This window comes from Undibacterium pigrum (assembly GCF_003201815.1).
Taxonomy (GTDB): Bacteria; Pseudomonadota; Gammaproteobacteria; order Burkholderiales; family Burkholderiaceae_D; genus Undibacterium; species Undibacterium pigrum.
In genome coordinates, this window is record NZ_QJKB01000005.1 from 322,859 (window position 1) to 342,191 (window position 19,333).

Annotated in this window: 21 protein-coding genes and 4 tRNA genes; 14 read left to right on the top strand and 11 right to left on the bottom strand. The window is 52.5% G+C overall.

The annotated features are described in order from the left end of the window. Positions 1-24: 24 nt before the first annotated feature. Positions 25-945: a LysR family transcriptional regulator gene (locus tag DFR42_RS16925; RefSeq protein ID WP_211324339.1), complete on the top strand. Its 921-nt coding sequence runs from the start codon at positions 25-27 to the stop codon at positions 943-945. A gap of 153 nt (positions 946-1,098) precedes the next feature. On the opposite strand, the gene aroQ is transcribed toward DFR42_RS16925, so the two are convergent. The 4 genes from aroQ to DFR42_RS16945 form a co-directional block, all read right to left on the bottom strand. Continuing rightward, positions 1,099-1,728, bottom strand: a complete 630-nt coding sequence (aroQ, locus tag DFR42_RS16930; protein ID WP_146218874.1) for a gamma subclass chorismate mutase AroQ — start codon at positions 1,726-1,728, stop codon at positions 1,099-1,101. Positions 1,729-1,762: 34 nt separating this feature from the next. Then, positions 1,763-2,356, bottom strand: a complete 594-nt coding sequence (locus DFR42_RS16935; RefSeq protein WP_110256185.1) for a DUF2812 domain-containing protein — start codon at positions 2,354-2,356, stop codon at positions 1,763-1,765. Further along, positions 2,353-2,694, bottom strand: coding sequence for a PadR family transcriptional regulator (locus DFR42_RS16940; protein ID WP_110256186.1), 342 nt, complete (start codon positions 2,692-2,694; stop codon positions 2,353-2,355). The genes DFR42_RS16935 and DFR42_RS16940 overlap by 4 nt, the downstream gene beginning before the upstream one ends. Positions 2,695-2,872: 178 nt before the next feature. Next, complete coding sequence (locus tag DFR42_RS16945; RefSeq protein WP_110256187.1) at positions 2,873-4,132, bottom strand: MFS transporter; 1,260 nt, start codon at positions 4,130-4,132, stop codon at positions 2,873-2,875. Between the two features lie 106 nt (positions 4,133-4,238). Between DFR42_RS16945 and DFR42_RS16950 the strand changes: the two genes are divergently transcribed. Then, positions 4,239-5,207 (top strand): LysR family transcriptional regulator, encoded by a 969-nt coding sequence (locus tag DFR42_RS16950; protein WP_425450883.1) that lies wholly within the window; start codon positions 4,239-4,241, stop codon positions 5,205-5,207. 128 nt (positions 5,208-5,335) lie between these two features. Continuing rightward, the gene (locus tag DFR42_RS16955) at positions 5,336-5,701 is read left to right on the top strand and encodes an SHOCT domain-containing protein (protein ID WP_110256188.1); all 366 of its coding nucleotides are present in this window, start codon (positions 5,336-5,338) and stop codon (positions 5,699-5,701) included. A gap of 254 nt (positions 5,702-5,955) precedes the next feature. Here DFR42_RS16955 and DFR42_RS16960 read toward each other — a convergent pair whose 3' ends face one another. Then, positions 5,956-6,600 (bottom strand): hypothetical protein, encoded by a 645-nt coding sequence (locus DFR42_RS16960; protein ID WP_110256189.1) that lies wholly within the window; start codon positions 6,598-6,600, stop codon positions 5,956-5,958. A 171-nt stretch (positions 6,601-6,771) separates the two neighbouring features. Between DFR42_RS16960 and DFR42_RS16965 the strand changes: the two genes are divergently transcribed. The 8 genes from DFR42_RS16965 (at position 6,772) to DFR42_RS16995 (ending at position 11,255) form a co-directional block, all read left to right on the top strand. Next, positions 6,772-6,842: transfer RNA gene (locus DFR42_RS16965), tRNA-Leu, on the top strand. Between the two features lie 91 nt (positions 6,843-6,933). After that, positions 6,934-7,005: transfer RNA gene (locus tag DFR42_RS29260), tRNA-Ala, on the top strand. A 98-nt stretch (positions 7,006-7,103) separates the two neighbouring features. Further along, positions 7,104-7,174: transfer RNA gene (locus tag DFR42_RS16970), tRNA-Ala, on the top strand. A gap of 87 nt (positions 7,175-7,261) precedes the next feature. Then, positions 7,262-7,333 (top strand) — tRNA-OTHER (locus tag DFR42_RS16975). Positions 7,334-7,386: 53 nt separating this feature from the next. Beyond that, a complete protein-coding gene (locus DFR42_RS16980) occupies positions 7,387-8,700 on the top strand; it encodes an SDR family NAD(P)-dependent oxidoreductase (RefSeq protein ID WP_211324330.1) in 1,314 nt (437 codons plus the stop codon). After that, positions 8,681-9,883: a leucine-rich repeat domain-containing protein gene (locus DFR42_RS16985; protein WP_170133558.1), complete on the top strand. Its 1,203-nt coding sequence runs from the start codon at positions 8,681-8,683 to the stop codon at positions 9,881-9,883. The genes DFR42_RS16980 and DFR42_RS16985 overlap by 20 nt, the downstream gene beginning before the upstream one ends. A 46-nt stretch (positions 9,884-9,929) precedes the next feature. After that, a complete protein-coding gene (locus tag DFR42_RS16990) occupies positions 9,930-10,640 on the top strand; it encodes a hypothetical protein (protein ID WP_110256191.1) in 711 nt (236 codons plus the stop codon). Between the two features lie 126 nt (positions 10,641-10,766). Beyond that, the gene (locus DFR42_RS16995; protein WP_110256192.1) at positions 10,767-11,255 is read left to right on the top strand and encodes a rod shape-determining protein; all 489 of its coding nucleotides are present in this window, start codon (positions 10,767-10,769) and stop codon (positions 11,253-11,255) included. Between the two features lie 103 nt (positions 11,256-11,358). Here the strand turns inward: DFR42_RS16995 and DFR42_RS17000 are convergent, their stop codons facing one another. Continuing rightward, positions 11,359-12,039 (bottom strand): TetR/AcrR family transcriptional regulator, encoded by a 681-nt coding sequence (locus DFR42_RS17000; protein ID WP_110256193.1) that lies wholly within the window; start codon positions 12,037-12,039, stop codon positions 11,359-11,361. 80 nt (positions 12,040-12,119) lie between these two features. On the opposite strand from DFR42_RS17000, the gene DFR42_RS17005 reads away from it, so the two are divergent. Beyond that, the gene (locus tag DFR42_RS17005) at positions 12,120-12,575 is read left to right on the top strand and encodes a VOC family protein (RefSeq protein ID WP_110256194.1); all 456 of its coding nucleotides are present in this window, start codon (positions 12,120-12,122) and stop codon (positions 12,573-12,575) included. 46 nt (positions 12,576-12,621) lie between these two features. Here the strand turns inward: DFR42_RS17005 and DFR42_RS17010 are convergent, their stop codons facing one another. Then, entirely contained in the window at positions 12,622-13,038 is a 417-nt protein-coding gene (locus tag DFR42_RS17010; RefSeq protein WP_110256195.1) for a DUF1801 domain-containing protein, read from the bottom strand. Positions 13,039-13,259: 221 nt separating this feature from the next. Between DFR42_RS17010 and DFR42_RS17015 the strand changes: the two genes are divergently transcribed. Beyond that, positions 13,260-14,381 (top strand): WD40 repeat domain-containing protein, encoded by a 1,122-nt coding sequence (locus DFR42_RS17015; RefSeq protein ID WP_110256196.1) that lies wholly within the window; start codon positions 13,260-13,262, stop codon positions 14,379-14,381. A 43-nt stretch (positions 14,382-14,424) separates the two neighbouring features. On the opposite strand, the gene DFR42_RS17020 is transcribed toward DFR42_RS17015, so the two are convergent. Continuing rightward, positions 14,425-14,847 carry a VOC family protein gene (locus DFR42_RS17020; protein WP_110256271.1) on the bottom strand — a complete coding sequence of 141 codons (423 nt, stop codon included), beginning with the start codon at positions 14,845-14,847 and terminating at the stop codon, positions 14,425-14,427. A 132-nt stretch (positions 14,848-14,979) separates the two neighbouring features. Between DFR42_RS17020 and DFR42_RS17025 the strand changes: the two genes are divergently transcribed. Then, positions 14,980-16,041: an alpha/beta hydrolase gene (locus tag DFR42_RS17025; protein WP_245936998.1), complete on the top strand. Its 1,062-nt coding sequence runs from the start codon at positions 14,980-14,982 to the stop codon at positions 16,039-16,041. Between the two features lie 35 nt (positions 16,042-16,076). Here DFR42_RS17025 and DFR42_RS17030 read toward each other — a convergent pair whose 3' ends face one another. The 3 genes from DFR42_RS17030 to DFR42_RS17040 form a co-directional block, all read right to left on the bottom strand. Beyond that, the gene (locus tag DFR42_RS17030; RefSeq protein WP_146218875.1) at positions 16,077-16,547 is read right to left on the bottom strand and encodes a hypothetical protein; all 471 of its coding nucleotides are present in this window, start codon (positions 16,545-16,547) and stop codon (positions 16,077-16,079) included. Further along, positions 16,544-16,801 (bottom strand): hypothetical protein, encoded by a 258-nt coding sequence (locus DFR42_RS17035; protein WP_110256198.1) that lies wholly within the window; start codon positions 16,799-16,801, stop codon positions 16,544-16,546. Before DFR42_RS17035 ends, DFR42_RS17030 begins: the two co-directional genes overlap by 4 nt. A gap of 216 nt (positions 16,802-17,017) precedes the next feature. Then, entirely contained in the window at positions 17,018-19,033 is a 2,016-nt protein-coding gene (locus DFR42_RS17040) for a sulfatase-like hydrolase/transferase (protein WP_170133559.1), read from the bottom strand. Positions 19,034-19,333 lie beyond the last annotated feature (300 nt).

The following is a 19,333-nucleotide window of genomic DNA, read 5'->3' on the forward strand; positions in this document are numbered from 1 at the left end:
TTACTTCACACTATCATGCAGAATATGCATCTTGATCTGCGCAAGCTGGATCTCAATCTCCTGCTTGTGTTCAATGCCCTGTATCACCAGCGCTCAGTCACGGCTGCTGCGCACGAGCTGGCGTTGAGCCCATCTGCCCTCAGTCATGCGCTGGCCAGATTGCGTCAGGCATTGGGCGATGAGCTGTTTGTGCGGCTGGACAACCAGATGCAGCCGACGCTGCGGGCAGAACAGATTGCCAGCACAGTTAGTGCAGCACTGGCACAGTTGTCAGCAGGGCTGAGCCTGAACCAGCGTTTTGCCCCCACCAGCAGCCAGCGCAATTTCGTCATATCGGCCAGCGACTATACGGCCTTTGTAATTTTGCCGCGCCTCATCAGCAGGATGCAGCAGGTCGCACCGCAAATCACCCTGCGCATCATCAACACCAGCCAGAAGCTGGCACTTGATGAACTGGCTGCGGGCCATATCGACTTTGCCCTTGGCTACGATGAAGAACGTACGCCACTGCCTGCTGGCCTGGAAGAATTTGACTGGCTGCAAGACGACTATGTCGCCATCGCCAGCCAGCAACATCCACAGATCAAACGCAAGCTGACGCTCAAGACTTATCTGCAAGCCCGCCATGTCGTCGTCACGCCCTGGAATGAGAGCCGCGGCGTCATCGACTATGTGCTTGATGGCATGGCCCTGCAAAGGCAAGTGGCCGTACAATTGCCCAATGTGCTGGTGGCCCCCTTCATCATCGCCAGCAGCGAACTCATCATGACCCTGCCACGCCATGCCGCCATGACGCTGGCACAGGCAGCAGGCATAGCCATCTACCCTGCACCCTTTGCCATACCGCCGTATACCCTGAAAGTGTATAGCCATAGCAAATATGCGCGCAGCGATGCGCATCTTTGGTTGCGCAGATTGATGATGGAGGTGGCGCCAGGAAGCTGATTGCTTAAAGTATTTTTACCAGCGCGTAGGTTGCGTTGCAACGCACTGTTCAGTCATGCGCAAGTGAGATTAGCTTAGTCGCATGCATGTCGTGATCCAGAAGGGGGCAACGTTAGCCATGCGTACGAATACGCTGCGCTTCGCAACTACCTGTCACCTTGACTTACTCAATGCTGAAAGGGCATATTGCCAGGCCGCCGCATACCCTGGAACTGTTTGCGATACACCCGCTTGCACACTGGCATTCATCATTGTCAACTCAACTGTCTGCTGACTATCTTTGCCTTGCAACACTGGCTGTGCCGCAGCCAGCGCCATCAGCAATTCCGTCGTCAACTTATCCAGTGCCGGGCGGATTTTTGTTTTGAGGTCAGGCGGGTTCTCAAACAGCGCTTGTGACTTGTTTGTCCATTCCTTGAACAAGGCCGTTTGTATCAGCTTGCCTGCGATGATCTGCGCAGCAAAAAAATCCTGTGCCAATTTGGGTTCAAGACCATATTCTGGTGCCTGCTTTGCAAGTGCATCCAGTATCTGTTGTTCACGTACAGAGTCATCAATCGCGGCCCTGGTATTCCATTTATACATGGCCACATCCTGTGCGAGGTCCAGTCGTTGCTGCATGAGGCTCAGCAGGCGCAGCAGTCCGGTGTCGCTGGCGGTTTGTGCCTGTGCAGGAGATGCCAGCGTTAATGCTGCACATGTCAACGCAAAGTAAAGCAGCCAGTGCTGTAAGCCTCTGCGGGATGCATGGAAAAATGCAGGAATAAAAAAATTGGGTGGCATGAATATCTCAGTTCCAAAAATGAAGAAAGCTATCTTATTCACGCAACTGCCTGATACGCAAATAAATGCGTGCCATGGAATATCCCAGGTAGATGGTGATGGGCATGGCTATCCCATAAACGATCATATATGCCAGCTTGCCACCACCCAAAGTATGCAAGCTGGATTGGGGGAGACTGAGATGAACTATCAATATGCAAAACCAAAATAGCAAACCTGGCATGCGTCGCTTGTATTTCATCTGTTTCGATGCATCGTCAGAATAAATTTCTGCTTTTCCTGCGTGGAGAGTATCCGTCACTGGCATGCGCCAGTATTGCCAGCCATTTGACTTGAGTACATGCTCCCAGCCCGCATCTATCAGTAACTGTTGATAGCTGTCATCCGGTTCGATGACATTGGCGACATTCCATTTTGCGTTCGGCACGTAGTCGAGGCGATAGGCAATTTGCGCCGGTGCGCCCTGAGCAAAGGTATAGATACCGAGGACATTGCGTGTCTTTAAATGCAAACCCTGGCTTGCCATTTGCTGCAACCAAAGCTGTTCTTGCTCATCTTCCCATGAGTGGAAACATTTGAATTTTTTGATCAGTATTTCACTGGTTTTTGTATCTGGATCTGCACTCACTTTGCCGCCCCCATTTTTAATTTTGGCAGTGCGAACTGCGCGTTACGAAACATGATTTCCATGCGCCGTATTTGCTCAGCCAGCACCAGCCTGCCTTTGTCGCTGAGTTCGTAGTATTTGCGCCGCTCTTCTTCCCTGACCTTGGTGATCAAGCCCTGTTTTTCCAGCGTGGCAAATGCGCCATACAGAGTGCCAGGGCCAATGACGACATTGCCTTCGCTGATGTCTTCTACTTTTTGCATGATGGCATAACCATGCAAAGGCTCGGTCAGCACCACCAGCACATAGAAAGTGGCTTCTGAAAGAGGCAGATACTTTGAATAGTTGATGTCGCTCATTGATGCCCTGAGTTTGCTGGTGCTTATATCGAGAGATGATATATCGGAAGTCGATATAGTGTCAAAGAAATTATCGCAGCAACGCAGCATCTCAGATAAAAAAAGGCCGATTGAGATGCTCACTCAATCGGCCTTGCTCTGACAAGTTTGGCTCTGGCGAGCCTGGCTTTTTGTTTTATCAAGCCTCGTCTGCAGGTACCTTCCAGTATCTTACCGCCAGTGCTGCCAGCGCCGTAACTGTGGCCATGCCGGTCACGCCTGTCCAGCCCCATTGCGCCAGCAGGGCGCTGCCCAGGGTGGCACCGGCTGCCATGCCGATGAACATGCCGACAAACAGCACGGCATTGAGGCGGCTACGGGCGCCATTGTCTATGCCATAGACGATGGTCTGGTGGGCAATCAGTGTGCTCTGCACACCCAGGTCAAAACCCAGCGTGCCTATGCCCAGTAACCACAATTGTGCCGTTGGCGGGAACAGCGGGCTGAGGTTCATGATGGCAAAGGACGCTGCAGTCAGCCCGGCACCCAGTTTGGTGACCAACTCCGGCCCGCGTTTATCGGCCAGGTGGCCGGCCAGTGGTGCAGCCAGTGCGCCTGCTGCGCCAGCCAGGCCAAAGGCACCCGCCACGGCGCTGCCCATATGAAAGGGCTCGGCATGCAGCATCACTGCCAGGGTAGACCAAAAGCCGCTAAAGCCCATCGCCAGCAAACCCTGGGCCAGTGCTGCACGGCGCAACGTGCCGTGGCGGCGCATGAGGTCCAGCAGTGATGCCAGCAAGGCGCGGTAACTCATGGTGGTCGTCGGCACAAAATGGGGCAGGCCACGCCAGATAGCAACGGCAATCAGCGATACCCCCACCGCCGCCAGCATGAACATGCTGCGCCAGCCAAAGTGCTCAGCCACAAAGCCACTGACTACGCGTGAAAGCAAGATGCCCATCAACAAACCCGTCATGACCGTGCCCACCACTTTGCCGCGGCGTGATTCATGCGCCAGCGTGGCAGCAGCAGGGACGATGTCTTGCGCCATGGTGGCCGTCAAGCCTATCGCCAGGCTGGCAATCAGTAAAATGCTCAGGCTGTTTGCCAGACCTGCAGCAATCAGGGCAGCGACCAGCAAGCCAGCCTTGATGAGGATGATATTGCGGCGGTCATGCCTGTCGCCCAGCGGGGCCAGCAACAAGATACCCAGGGCATATCCAAGTTGCGTTAGCGTAGGGATAAAGCCTGCGTCCAGGTTGCTGACGCCTATATCGGCGGCCAGTATGCCCAGCATGGGTTGGCTGTAATACAGCGATGCCACCGACAAGCCAGCCCCGCTGGCCAGCAATAACACCAGTGGTGGTGAGGGCAGTTGATGGACGGGCGCGAGATTGACGGCCGCCTGCCCGGGCTGCAAAGCAGCACTTTGGTCATGCGATTGGTGAATGGATGACATACTTTGTTTCCTCTTCTGATTCGTCTTATGCATTGCTGCACAGTGTATTTCTTGATAGAGTCATGCGGTAGTAGCAGTCAACGCAGATTTGTTATACATTAGACGTATGACCAAGCAAAAACTCATGCATCCTGACCAGACTGCCACCGCATCCCTGATGGCGGGCGCAGGTGACCGCATAGAGCTGATGCAAACCTTTGTACGCATCGTCGAGGCCGGTAATTTGTCAGCCGCAGCAGTGCAACTGGGTACGACCCAGCCCACCGTCAGCCGTCGTCTGCAATCGCTGGAGCAATTCCTGGGTGTGCGGCTATTGAACCGCTCCACCCACAGCATGCGCCTGACTGCCGATGGAGAACGCTGTTATGAACATGCCAGAAACCTGCTGGTCAACTGGGCAGCCTTTGAGTCCGACTTGCGTGGCGTGACAGAAGAGCCTGAAGGTCTGCTGCGTGTCGTCGCTCCCCATGCGTTTGGCCAGCAAAGACTGGTCAAGCCACTGGCCGACTATCTCAGGCTATATCCGCGCGTCAACGTAGAGTGGCTGCTGCATGATGAAACTACCTTGCAGGATTTTATTTCTGCGGGCATAGACTGCGCGATACAGATAGGCGAGCTGAGCGACACCAACCTGGTCGCCATCAAACTGGCCGAAGTGCCGCGCATCGTCGTTGCTGCGCCATCGATACTGGCAGGCAGGCCCATGCCCCAGCAAGCCATAGACCTGGCGGGCTTCCCCTGGTTATCCCTGCGTACTTTTTACCGCAACGAAGTATTCCTGCGCCAGGTACACACTGGCGAAATCCAGCGCCTCGCCTTTACCCCGCGCATCAGTACCGACAACCTCTACGCCCTGCGCACCGCCACGCTGGAAGGCCTGGGCATAGCCATAGGTTCAGCCTGGATACTGAAAGACGACATCGCCAGCGGGCGGCTGGTACAACTGGTGCCGCAATGGCAGGCCACACCCTTGCCAGTGAATCTGGTGTATCCGTATGCACGCTTTTACCCGGCCAGGCTGCGCAAGTTCATCGAAGTGATCAGGGCTGCGGTGCCGACGACTTTGCATGGGTGATGGCTGGTCATTGTGAGAGATAAAGGTTTCGGGAATTTTAAAAAATGCAATACAATTTCATCATTGAAGAACTCCTGTATCCCGCTAGCGCGGCTCACTTTTTACCCTGATTGAAAATACGAATACCCATGAAAAAAATCACTCCCCTTATTTCTGCACTGGCTTTCTTGCTGTCCGGCTGTGTAGGTGCGCCCAAAGTTGATTTGGCCAACATAGACAGTACCTGCGCACAGCAATGTTCAGCCAACCATAGCAGTTGCATGAGTGGTTTCAAATTGTTCCCTCTGGCGAATGAATCAGCCTGCAAGACAGCAATGGAAACTTGTGCGCAGTCATGTCCAAGCAAGTCAGAAGCAGCAAGTCTTGTAAAAGGCAAGCCAGCGCAAGGGTCCGCAGCTGACAGGCTGAAAGAACTCGACGCTCTCCTCAAAGATGGCTTGATCAGCAAGCCTGAACATGAGGCAAAGAGACAGGAGATTCTCAAGTCCATGTAAGTAGAATGCGAGAGAGTGCCTCTACTGTTTCTGTACGGGCAGATTTAGCGGGGGCACGCTTCGTCATTTTTTCAGGTATCCGGTTATCGCCCACCTGGGCTGGCTGCCTGCCTTTGTGTATGCTACAAGCTGCAAACGGTATCATGCGTATCTTGCACAGTGGAGCTTCTCCGCAATTCGCTGATGCTTTCAGCGGTCTTTATGCTACCCGCATGTCAAACAGCTTGTTTGACATGCCAAGCGCGCAGGGTCTTTCAGCAAAACACGATGGCTGTCTTGTGCGTCAGACTCAGACGGGCGCATTCAAATAAGAGTATCCAGGATTCCAGTTCGCGATAACAACTGGTTTGCTGCATTGCTTCTGCGCAGATGCGCGCGGCTTCTGCATCTGACAATTGCCCATTGTTGAGCTGGATGCCAAGTGCAGGTGCCACCAGTACCAGCTCTTCCATCAGACGGTAAGATGAACCAAGCATGCCACCTGGCAGGCCAGTATCCCCGTTTTCGGCGAACAAGACTTCTTCAAAGTCGACTGGTACATAATAGCCTTCTGCATCTGAATGACAAATCAAATGACTGCTCAGGTAGTCATATTCCGCTTGCAGCACTTCATCCTGGCTTGGGTCCTCTCCTTTTGGCAAGGGTGTTGCCAGCCATGCCGGGTCTGCCCTGCGGTGGGCGTAAGCACGGCGCAAATAGTGGATATAGGAATAGGGAAAGCCATCAAGCTCAGAGCGTGAATCCAATTGCGGAAGCGAACGTGGCTCTACGTGCGCAGGCAAGCCTGCTGCATTCAATACTTTATTGATGGCTGCCCAGCCTGGGGCCAGCCCTTCATCACGATTTGCATCATGATTGTCCCGTCCCGACAATACACCTACACTGATACCCAAACCCATTCTTCTCTCCCCAATATATGCTGCATGCGGTGCCTGTGTACACAGTGTCAAAAAAAGTGATGGTATCGTTTCAAGTGGAGGGATGCAAATCAGATTGAGCAATTCCGCCGTCCCCCCAGTTATTAGCCAGCTTTCGCTCCCGCCCAAGGCACTCAGTTATAATCCATAGCGGGAACGATGGTGTAATGGAAGCACACCTCAACCAAGAGGAGATGGCGTCGGTTCAATCCCGGCTCGTTCCCAATTCATGCAGATGGCAGGGGGCGTTGTGGCGCACCCTTGTAGTGCCCAGATTTCACTCGCGCCAAAGTCATTCCGCTATAATCCATGCCGGGAACGGTGATGTAATGGAAGCATAGCTCCACAGCAAGGGAGAAAGCGTTGGTTCAAACCCAACTCGTTCCCAGTCGATTCGATAGCTTGTGATTGTTGTCGAAATTATCGTTGAATTTATCATCGAAATATTGTTAGCTTTCCAGATTACTCCGCTATAATCCGCGCCGGGAGCGATGGTGTAATGGAAGCACATCTGCATTGCATGCAGAAGGCGTTGGTTCAAACCCAGCTTGCTCCCTATAATTCAAGATGAACGCCCCATGCCTTCATGTGCATGGCCAGTAAATTTGACCGTTGCAAACCCACTCCGCTATAATCGCCGACGGGAACGGTAGCGTAATGGAAGCGCGTCAACATACGCATGAGGGAGGTGTTGGTTCAAGCCCAACCCGTTCCCACCACTCAGCGCGCACACCTGCGTGTGTAAATGGACAGACGAGGATACCCGCGGTGGCATTTACCGATGAAGAACTGAACATCGCCTTGAAGGTGCTGCAGTTGATTGCAGATGAGCCTTCGCAGATGGATGATCATCCGCGCTTCAAGACCCTGATTGCCAAGATACAAAAAGGCGCCAAGCGTGGACACAGGCATACACGTGCCGAGGCCGCAAAAGAACAATTGCGCAATGCACGCTTGCAAACCGGGCTGGTACGCTCGCAACAAACTGCGGCCTTGCCTTTGCTGTCAAATGAGACAAACGGCAGCGCTCTATGGTCACAACGCTGCTATGTCTGCAAGCAAGGCTTCCAGCAACTCCATCATTTCTACCATTCCCTGTGCCCGCTATGTGCTGAGAAGAACTGGAACAAGCGTCATCAGCGCGCCGATTTGCGCGGGCGTTATGCACTGGTCACGGGTGGTCGCATCAAGATAGGTTTTGAAACAGCTTTGCGTCTCTTGCGTGATGGCGCGCATGTCATCGTGACGACCCGCTTCCCGCAAGATGCCGAACGGCGTTTTCTGGAACTGCCAGATTTTGGCGACTGGGCAGAGCGCCTGAGCATCAGGGCGCTGGACTTGCGCTGCATTCCAGACGTAGAAGAATTTGCCGACAAGCTGGGCCAGGAATTGCCCCACCTCGACATACTCATCAACAATGCAGCGCAAACCATCAAGCGGCCACGCGAATTTTATGCCGCCCTGATGGCGGCCGAACCAACGCCCTGGTTGCTGGAAGCGAAGACGCAATATCTGGGGCAATTGCCCAGCTATGCAGATTATTTTCCGCAACAGGAGATAGACATCTACGGCCAGGCACTGGACAAGCGACCCAGCAATTCATGGTCGCAGCAACTGCATGAAGTATCGACGATGGAGCTGCTGGAAGTGCAACTGGTGAATGCCGTTGCGCCATTTATATTGACTGCCCGTCTTAAACTGGCACTGCTGCGTTCACCCCATCTGCGTCGCTTTGTCATCCAGGCTTCTGCCATGGAAGGGCAATTCAATCGCAGTAGCAAAACAGAATTTCATCCTCATACCAATATGGCCAAGGCTGCGCTCAATATGATGGTGCGTACCAGCGCCCAGGAATGGGCGCGCGACGGCATTTATATGAATGCGGTGGATACCGACTGGATCACCGATGAAAAACCTTACCCGCATGCCATGCATGTGCGGCAAACGCAAGGCTTTTATACGCCACTCGATATCATCGATGGTATGGCGCGCCTGATAGACCCGATAGTGCGTGGTGTCAATGAAGCAGAGACGCCACTATCTGGCCATTTTCTTAAAGACTATGAACCCTATGCATGGTGACTTATCACAATTTGCAGCCATGGAAGAGCACAGCAATGTGCAATGCCCTGTGCATCGCGTCAGCATCACGCCATGCGATGCGGCTGAGCTTAAGCCCCTACTTGAACATCTTAGTGACAACCTCGGAGTCAACCTAAATGCGCCAGGTAATCAGCAATTTCCACGCGGGACCCTGACCAGCGATGGCCGTCTCGATCTGTGCAAGCAAAGCCTGGGTGTCGATCATTGTCTGAGCGTCACCAAAGCACTGGAACACAATACCCAGGTACGCAGTCTCATGCTGGGGACAGATGCGATAGGTGATACCGGAGCCGCTGCAGTGGCCGGGCTGGCCAGCATTAATTCCCATCTTGAAGTGCTTTATCTGGGCTGCAATAACATCGGGCCTGCGGGTGCGCTGGCGCTGGGCAATACCCTGGCGGCTAGTGCGCCAAATATTACCGGCCTGTGGTTGAAACGTAATCCGCTAGGCCCTGAAGGTGCCGCGACTATCGCCCACATGTTACGCAGCAATCAGCATTTACGCGTGCTGGATCTGGTGAATACTGATTTGCGTGCATCAGGCGTGCAAGCCATCGTCGATGCACTGTGTAGCGATAATCACAGTCTGCAAAGCCTTTACCTCAGCGGCAACGGCCTCGAAGCAGCCAGTGCCGTTGACCTGGCACGCCTGTTGCGCGATGCACCGCATATCAAGGCGCTGTACCTGAGCGTCAATCGCCTGGGAGATGAAGGCGCTCTGGTGCTGGCAGATGCCTTGCGCCACAACCACACTTTGCATACCCTGGAACTGGCCAGCAATGGCATCAGCCAACAAGGAGCCCGCGCCCTGTTCGATGCAGCAAGGCATTCATCATTGCAAAGCCTTAATCTGGGCTATGCACCCTCTACCAAAGTGCTGGGTGCACAAGCCAATTGCTTGGGCGATGAGGGTGCTGTGCAAGCCGCACACCTGATCGACGAATCTTTCACATTGCGCAAACTTAATCTCACTCGCAATAACATCAGCAAGCATGGCCATGCGATATTGTTTGATGCCGCGCTGCGCAGCACGCAATTGACGCAACTGAGTACCGATAGTCGCTTGCCTGATGAACTAAACGAACATTTGCAGCGTAATTTATCTCTCTGCGGAGAAGTTGTTTCGCAGGATCAGGCCATGATCAGGAGTGTTTATCGCTAGTTTACAGCTTCAGGTTTCGCACGCATCTATATTTACTGGAATTTTGATGAGCCATAAACTCAATATGCTGGCTGAAATTTTGAAAAGAAATAGTGATGATCCAGATTCTATCGATATGGAAAATGAAGTTGATCACTATTTTTTCTTTCAGTCGATTTCAAACGCAGATGATCTTGAAGCGGCGTGGTCACTCTTTGATGAGCATAAAGAAATTCGTAGCAGGCTGCTGAAACTGGAAAGCAATACAAGGGAAATTCCCGGTTGGGGCTATCTCTGTCCTCAGCATGATCAGGTCAGATGCAGCGAAGATGAACTCTTGTCTCTGGTTTTCTCACACATATCCCACCTTCGGCCATTGCTTTTGGAAGAAGACTACAATGAAGAAATTATTTCTTTTATAGACTGCGGATTTTCGATAGAAATAGCGCCGTCGTCAATTGAAATACCTAAAGTCGCGGACAATGAACTATTTGGTGTTCTGTATGAAGCGATAAGTGAGTATCGGAGTGAACATTTTCCTTACGATATACCTCATTATCAAGTATTGCTGAATTGGGCAATTTATCTGACCAAGTGTGACGAAGTCGCCAGCTATCTTTTATGGCCCTGCTTAAAGCATAAATTGACACTGCCGGATTCTTGCATGGATGCAGGCGCCAAACTGTGGAAGCTGGGTTGCAGAGATCGTTACTGGGTAAAGGATTTGGACTTCGGATCGAAAACCGTGTATTTCCAACCACCCTGGCTGGACAAGTAAATTTGAATTTTTCATCAACTGATAAGCACGACTGGTATGCGCTGATGCGATCGCATTTTGCCCATATGTTAAAAAATCAATGTATCCTTAGCATAAACCATAGTCGTCCAAAAAATTGGAATTTTTATGTTTAACTTTCTCCAGTCAACTATCTACGTACAGATTTCTCCTGATCGTCTGAGCATGCGGGATGTGAAGTCTGGCCAGTCGATTTCAGAAATACCCGAACTGGCAATCAGTGCGCCACCAAAGCAGAAATTGCTGGGTATAGGTGCCGCAGCACGTGCGGCTGCAGCCAGCCAGAATGGTGCTATCTTGGTCAACCCTTTCGCTCACCCTCGCTCCCTGGTTTCTGACTTTACCGTGGCAGAGCAATTGATCAAGGCATTCCTGTCCCGCCTGGTGGGTGGCCCAAGTTTGAAGATGTCACCCGTCGTCGTCATCCATCCCCAGGGCAATCCCGAGGGAGGTTTTACCCAGGTCGAAAACCGTGCATTCCGTGAACTTGGTTTCGGTGCAGGGGCAGCAAAAGTCCTGCTCTGGCAAGGTGATGACCTGACAGATCAGGAGATATTGTCAGGCCAGTTTTCATCGCGTGGACAAATGTGTGAGTGAATTATATGCAGACTGTGCAGACTATGCAGTTGTGGCCCGCGTCGCGTAATCGGGCACATGCTTAGGGTCTGAATTAGCAGCATCCAGATAGCCTGTTTGTGATCTATGCTCCTTGACTGCTCGTCAGAACGCTATTGCACACTCGTCTGAGGGCCGCCATTGCAGCATCCCGCGCATCGGGAAAAGCATCAGCAGGATGACGCGCCAGCCACTGCGCCAGTTCATTGATGGCACCATTGATGGCAGAGGTGCTGGCATCGATCTCCAATCCACTCAATTCACCTTCGGGGCTGAGAATCTCGCTCAGCACGGTGCGGAGTTGCTGGTAACCATGGCGCTCATCCAGCCTTGCCCAAGTCTCTGCCCTCAGCACCGAGGGGCCATCTATCAGCAACACTTGGCGCGGGCCCGGCTGCGATATGGCGTCGATCCAGGCCATGGCACCTGCTATCAGTTGCTGCCGGGGTGATCCCTGGGTATCTGCTGCTTTCTCAATTGCTGAACTCAGGTCGATGTGCACTGCTTCGCACACCGCCACGAACAAATCTTTCTTGTCACGGAAATGGTGGTAGAGCGCGCCGCGAGTCAGGCCTGTGGCCAGCAACAAAGCTTCGGTCGACGTATTGGCATAGCCATCTTTCTCAAACAGGGCACGTGCAGCAGCAATCAGCCGGGTGCGGGATAGTGCACCCTGTGCCAGACGGCGGTTGGCGACAGGTGTTGGCTGGAGAGATGGGCTAAGCGAGTTAGTCCCGGCTTCCGGGTTGGTTTTTTTTGTTGACATACAGACTATATGTATCCATAATTAATTAGACATACAGATAGTATGTACCACTCCCCATCCTTAATGCAACAGGAGCTATCATGCCGACTCTCTCGCCTGCCACGCTATCGCAACTGACTTCTGCCTATCCCCTGGTCACCACTGCCAATATCCATGCATCACGTGATTTTTTTGTGCAGCACCTGGGTTTTGAAGTGGGCTTTGAGGCATCCTGGTTTGTATGGTTATCGCGCAGCACTGGCGAAACCGGTACGACAGCGATTGCCTTCATGACGCCAGACCATCCTTCGCGCCCACCTGGCCCTGAAGCATTCAATGGCCAGGGCTTGTTGCTGACCTTGCAGGTAGACGACGCCCGCGAGCAAGAAACCCTGATGCGGGCCGCTGGTGTAGAAATACTCTACCCGGTCAGACACGAAGCATGGGGCCAGGTACGCTTCCAGGTACGCGACCCGTCCGGGCTGGTACTGGATATTGTGGAACAGGCCGAACCTGCTGAGGGCTTTTGGGATGCCTATATGGACGGCAATGTGTAAGTTAGTGAGATGGTAGAAAGTAGAAAGCGGGCACGCATCCCAGGCATTAACAGCGCGACTTGTCCTTGCTGTCAGCAGCTTCGTTGATGAGTGTCTCCAGCACCTGCAAGTCAATTTCGCTCAGCCTGCGTATATAAAGGCAGCCCTTGCCAGATTTTGATTTGCCCAGATTTGCCACCAGTTCTGCATGCCTGGCTGCGGCGAACAAGCCATACAGGCTGATGTCACCCTTGCGCGAAGAAAAGCCTACCAGGCAGATATCACCCTCGCGACCACTTTCATAGCGGTAGTGATAATTGCCAAAGCCAACGATGCTGTCACCCCACATGACGGCAGGCTGCTTGGTGGCTTTGGACATGAGTTGTATCAAGACTTCACAGTCCTGCCGCCGCGCATCATCGGCGATGGCAGCGATGTAATCGTCCACGCTATTCTCAGTTGCCTTGGTTTTGTTCTCAGCCATGTTTGTCTCACGAATATTTTTCTTGATATTGAGTATGCCGCATGCCAGCGATGTCTATTTTTTGAAGCGACAGATTTTAGTGTAGCGATGGGAAGCAAAAGTGTCTATACAATGTGCAACAGAATTTAATGCCTCATTCCCGATTGGGCAGGCTGGGTTAAAATCCTGCCAGGCCAAGATTTTTCTTCCATCACTCTCCAGACTTTTGACACTTTCACACTATGCGCATTCGTCAGTTAACAGACCCCGAAAACGGTAAAAACTGGAGCAGTTATTGCGAGGGCGCGAATGTACGTGTCCGCACTGGCGCTCCCGGCAAGGAGAAAGAGAGTGACAAGCCTCAGGATAATCCTGATGCCGCCCTGGCATGGGCAGAGAAAGAAGAATGGTCCAGGATCAAGAAAGGCTTTGTTCTGGATCAAGCCGGGGCGCAAGCCGGTGAACCCCGCCTGCATCGCCTGCGCAGCAAGGCATATACAGGTGCCTTGCCAATAGCCGATGTAGATGGGCAATTGCTATGCAATAGTTTTGACGATACACGACCTGGTGATTGCTTGTATTTACTGGATGCATCAGGCAAGAAAACTGCATTGCCAGACTTGCCCCAGCACCGCATGGTGTGGAAGGCGATTTACCTGCCAGCCATGCAGCGTCTGCTGATCAAGGCTGACCATCAGGTCTTGTCGTGGGCCAAAGGCGATACTGCCTACACCATCCTCTCTGCGCCCAACCCTCATCCGGTAAGCTGTCTTGACGCGCAGGCTAATCTTGCTGTCTGGTATGCTGAACCCAATCTGGTGGTGACAGACCTGAATTCTGGTTTACAGCTTTTGGATATCCCTTTGCCCTATGAACTGCATGGCGGTCATTCCCCGCAAATGGAGGCAGCCTTGTCACCTGATGGCGATACCATCGCTTATTGCGCCCGCGCAGGAGAGATAGTCTTGCTGGATATCGCGACAGGCAAGGTGCGCGCCAACATCGCTGGCGACTTCAAGATGATTACGCTGCTCAGATACACACCCGATGGCCGTTACCTGATCGCCGAAGCCGCTTACGGCAATGCCAGCCACTTGTGCTTCGACATGCAAAGCATGTCTTTGCGTGCAGGCTGGCCCGCTTCCAGCTTTGACGGCAGAACCTCGATAGCCCTGTCGCCAGATGGCAAACTATGCGCCATTGCCAATCGCAACAAGATGCAGATCTACGACTTCGCCACCCTGGAATGCACCTTAAGCTTCAGGATAGAACATGTCGTCAAGCGCTGTAGCATAGGGTGGGTAGGTCAGTATCTTGGTGTGCAAACAGACTATGGCTGTGCGAGTTTATATGCGCTGGGTTGATGGCATCAGATCAAGATAGCATCAAGTCAAATCAGACTTAAAGCTAATTGTCCTGCTCCCACTGCGGATTCCAGACCACTTCCCAAAGATGCCCATCGGGGTCCTGGAAATAGCCTGAATAACCACCCCAAAAAGTATCATGGGCCGCCTTGACGATAGTGGCCCCCGCTTTGCTGGGCTTGTCCATCACAGCATCCACTTCAGATTCAGAGCCTACATTGTGGCCCAGGGTCATTTCTGTCGCACTGGCTGCTGCCAGCTTCAACCCGGTATCATGCGCGATGCTCTTGCGTGGCCACAGTGCCAGGCGCAACCCGGCTTGCAGCGAGATGAAGACGACAGCACCATATTCAAATTCTGTGCCTATGATGCCTTCGGTAGAAAACCCCAGGCCATCACGGTAGAAATGCAGGGAGGTTTCCAGATTGTCGACGCCCAGGGTAATGACGGTGATGCGTGGCTGCATATGCATATCTCCCGATGTGATGGAATCAAATTGATTTGCTAGCGCGTATTGCAAATCCTTCTTGCTGCTATATTCTCGTATAGATCAGTTTAATACAAACAGGGGCAATTCCCCATAATCCAGGAGCGCAGTTTGAAAGCACGCATCAGCAGCTCAATTGCCAAATTTCTTGCCGCCAGCATCATCAGTATGGTGGCGGCCATCATGCTCCCCGCTTGCGCCGTCAAGACTAAGGTAATGCCTGCTGAAACCGCCTATACCGCAGAGTCCACTTATCAAAAACTGAGAGCCAGCTATCCTTTCATCCAGATCGCCAGCCAGACCTTGCCAGCCAGCGTCAGGCTGCTGCCAGATTTGCCTTATGTTCGTCATGGGGATAAAGACTTGCAACTGGATTTATACCTGCCTGCACAAGCGAAGGGGGCAGGCTTCCGTGTCAACCCGGACAGACCAGCGATTGTACTGGTGCATGGCGGTGGCTGGCGATCAGGCTCACGTGACAACCTGGGCGCAATGGCGATACGTCTGGCAGAACGTGGTTATGTCTGTGCCGCCATCAGCTACCGCTTATCGACAGAGGCACGCTACCCTGCTGCCATACACGATGTCAAAGCGGCTGTGCGCTGGATGCGCAGCCACGCCAGCTCATACTATATCAACCCGCATCAAATTGCCGTAGCAGGTGGTTCAGCAGGCGGGCAAATTGCTGCCCTGGTCGGTGTGACAAATGACATGGCAAGTTTCGACATGCAGGCCGGGGGCAGTATTGTTTCTAGCGTTGTTTCCAGCACCGTTTCCAGCGCGGTGCAAGCAGTCATCAATATCGACGGCTTGTCGGATTTCACTTCAGAAGAAGCACGCAGATATGAAGATGACCCCAGCAAAAAAACGACAGCCGCAGGTGCCTGGCTGGGTGGCAGCTATGCAGAAAAAACTGCAGTATGGAAAGAAGCGTCCCCACTTACCCATGTCAGCAAAGACACACCTCCCTTCTTGTTCATCAGCAGTGCGCAAAAACGCTTTAGCCTGGGCCGGGAAGAAATGATGGAAAAAATGAAGGCTATGGGCATCGTAACCAAGCACGTGCAACTACCAGATACGCCACATAGCTTCTGGTTATTTGATCCCTGGCTGGAGCCGACTGTCGATGCGGTCAGCGTGTTTCTGGAAGAAATTTTTTCGGTGAAACGCTGATGCAATGATGCGTAGGATCAGGGCGCTAGCTTCGACTATGCTTTACTTCGGAACAAGATGATAATCATCACCAATACCATCAGAGGAGCAGCGAGACAAAAAAAGAAAAAATTCGCATCAGAAAGATCCCAGTTTTTCGGCAAGAAAAAACTGAGCATGCTTTCAAGAGCATTGGTCGTGCAAATAAAGCGCAAATTCGCCCCATAGATGCCCATAAAAAGTCCCCAGGCTACAGAGGCAGAATAGATTTTGCTAAAGTGTTTTCTGCATGCAAAGGCGAGTGGTATGAAGCCAGCTATCGTCATTAATATCAAGGCTACAGGTGTTCCTGCCAGTTCACTTCCAAATTTCTGGATGGCATCCACAAACGATAAATCCCTGATCCCAAACTCAGGATAAAATTTTCTGAGAAAGATGGCGATGCAAATTTCTGCAACTGCATTGCCTATGGCTGCCAATGTGCAGGACAGTAGCAGGGCCTTACAATAAACAAGTATGGCTTTCATGCGCATACCGGCCTGCGCTTATGGCCGCAATGAATAGTGTCGCCAGCTTGATGCACAATGAAGTCGCTGGAAGAATTCAGGTAAATTTGTATTGAATCATTTTCTCTGTGCAGATCTACCATTGACTCCTGGCTACTTGAAATCAGCACCAGATTTTCACCAGGCTCCAGGGTGAAATCATGCGCCCATGGCTCTATCCATACGACGAGCTCGCTGGTGCCAATATTTGATACAGAGAATTTGAAAGGACTCATTTACTTCTTGATTGCAATGATGGATGCCAGAAGTTTGATCTGGCTACAATGCGTATTTTACTCGTTGAGAAGTAATCAGGGGCGGCTCATTGCGAGCGTCCTGGGAAATATGCCTGCTGAAAAAATGAGATTATCCGGAGCAGGGTGCGCCGTGCGCACCGCTTCTGCTCATGAAAAATTAAAAGGGGCTTATAAACATGCCCCTTTAAATTGCATCTAGGTCGGCACCTGCCCATCCGCCACGATACCCATCTCCTGCATATTCTGCGGTGTATAGCCAGCCTTGATCAGAGCCTGGTTCAGGGCCTTGCGCAGATATTGCAGATCAAACTCGGTACGCGCCAGGTTCAAACCCAGTTCTACAATTTGCCCCGAACGCAACAAGGGTTCACCGGTCGTTTTGTCCCAGTGCAGCAGGTTGTGGTTTTCATTTGGATCGGCATCCAGGTTGTATAACTCCCATTGCGTGTTGGCAGGGTTTTGCGGTTCCCAGTAGCGCACCAGTTTCCAGGGTTTTTCAAAGTAGGATTGTATATGGTTGGGCTGCACCACCGGGCCAGGTGCTGTCAGTGGCTGCTCTTCCGTAGGCTTGCCGGTGGGGCTGGTCAGGCGTTCTGTGATGTTGACATACCACTGGTATTTGTCGGGCAGGTAATTGGTATCGAGTGGCGCTGTGATATTGTCATCGCTGACAAACAGCACACCCTTGCGCTCGCTGGTCTGCACATCACCGCGTATGACAGGGGACAGGTCTTCACCAGCCAGTGGTTTGACATCATGGCCCTGGATGAATCTGGCCAGCGCCTGCCTGTCGTTCTGGTCATAACCAGCCAGGCCCAGCAGGGTCGGCACCCAGTCTACGTGGGTGGTATGGCATTGCACCGTGCGCATGGTTTTGTCGCCATTCACCAGCGGTGAAGAAATGATGGCCGGGATATGGATGGTTTCCTGATAAGCGCCACACCATTTTTCTATCTGGCCACCGTGGGCACCTGCCAGCTCGCCATGGTCAGAGGTGAAGACCACAATGGTGTTTTGATCGAGGCCGCTTTCATACAGGCGTTCAAGGATGGTGCTGACTTCGATATTCACCAGGTATTGCAGGTAGAGATAAAACGCCAGATAGTTGCGATACCAGTCCTCGGCATTGCTTTGCATCTTGAAAGGGTAGGGTGAGGGCACCACGGCATGCTGGCCGCGCAGTGTCGTCAAGGCCAGTTGGAACTTGTATGAATAATCGTACTGGCAATCTGGCTTGCTTGATAAATCGCCGCGCCAGTTGGCTGGCAGCTTGACTTCACCCAGCTTGAAACCACCAGGGTTCAGCGGCACGCGGTAGGTCGCATTGAATTGATTGGGGGCCTTGCCATACACAGGTGGCTGGCTCATCGTGCCCTTCACCGGCGCACCAAAGGGCGCGATGATGTCGCCCAGTGTTGGTGCTGTGGCGGGTGCGTCCACCGCTGGTTGCCAGGGGAAAGGGTAGGCACCTATATCATGCGGATTGACAAACGAGGCCACCGCCAGCCAGGGCCGCAGCTTGAAGCTGGCATTGGTGGGGTTATTGCTGTTGATGATATTCGCCTCCACCCCAAGGCCCTTGCGCCGTAAAAAAGTGGTGACCAGGTCAGTATAACTTTTATCGCGATACACCCCCAGGTTGGGTGTGCCAAAACGCTGGTCAGACGGGATGGAGTATTCCCAGTCACTAAAGCCCCAGTTTTCCAGACTGCCTGTGGGTGAATCCGACAAATCCCAGCGCCCGAAATAATGCGTTTCATAACCCGCCGCGCGAAACCAGTCCCCCATGGTCGGCACGCCATCTTGCGGCAACCAGGGGAAGGCAGGATCAGTATCCACTTTGAACATGCCCTCCGTCTGTGTCACGCCGCTATGCGCGCTGTACTGCCCCGTCATGATGGTGGCTCGGCCAGGCACGCAGGCAATGCTGGAACAGGTATGATTTTGCAGCGAGACACCATGTTCACGCAGTTTGACAAAGCCGGGAAATAATTCAGCATAAGGGTTATCCAGCAGGCTACCTTCTTCAAACCGCAAGATCTGGTACAAGGGTTCCAGCGGATCATAAGAATACCTGGGTGGATAACGCATCTGGTCAACCATGATGAACAGGATATTGGGCCTGGCAGGTGCTGTGCTGGTATTGCCGGCAGAGCTGCTGGAATTGCTGGAATTGCCGGAGTTGCTGACATGGTGGCTTGCTGTGCTCATGATCGTCCTTTTTGCAGTAAGGGATAGAACATCGGGAGAAGTGCGGCAAGGGCATGAAGCCTTGCCTTGCATGGCGTAGCTGTTTATTAATTTTAATGCAACTTATCGAAAACACAAAGACGTATGTGCGCGGGCCACAATTTTTTTCAATTGGAGAGGGGCAATAGAATGTACACGTCATAAAAAACTGATGCTGGCACATCAAGGAATGTGCAGCCTGCAACTGGACGATGAGGCTTTATTCCAGTAGGCTGTATTTTTTGTTGATGCGTTGTTGATAAAGAATCTGGTTTCGAGCTG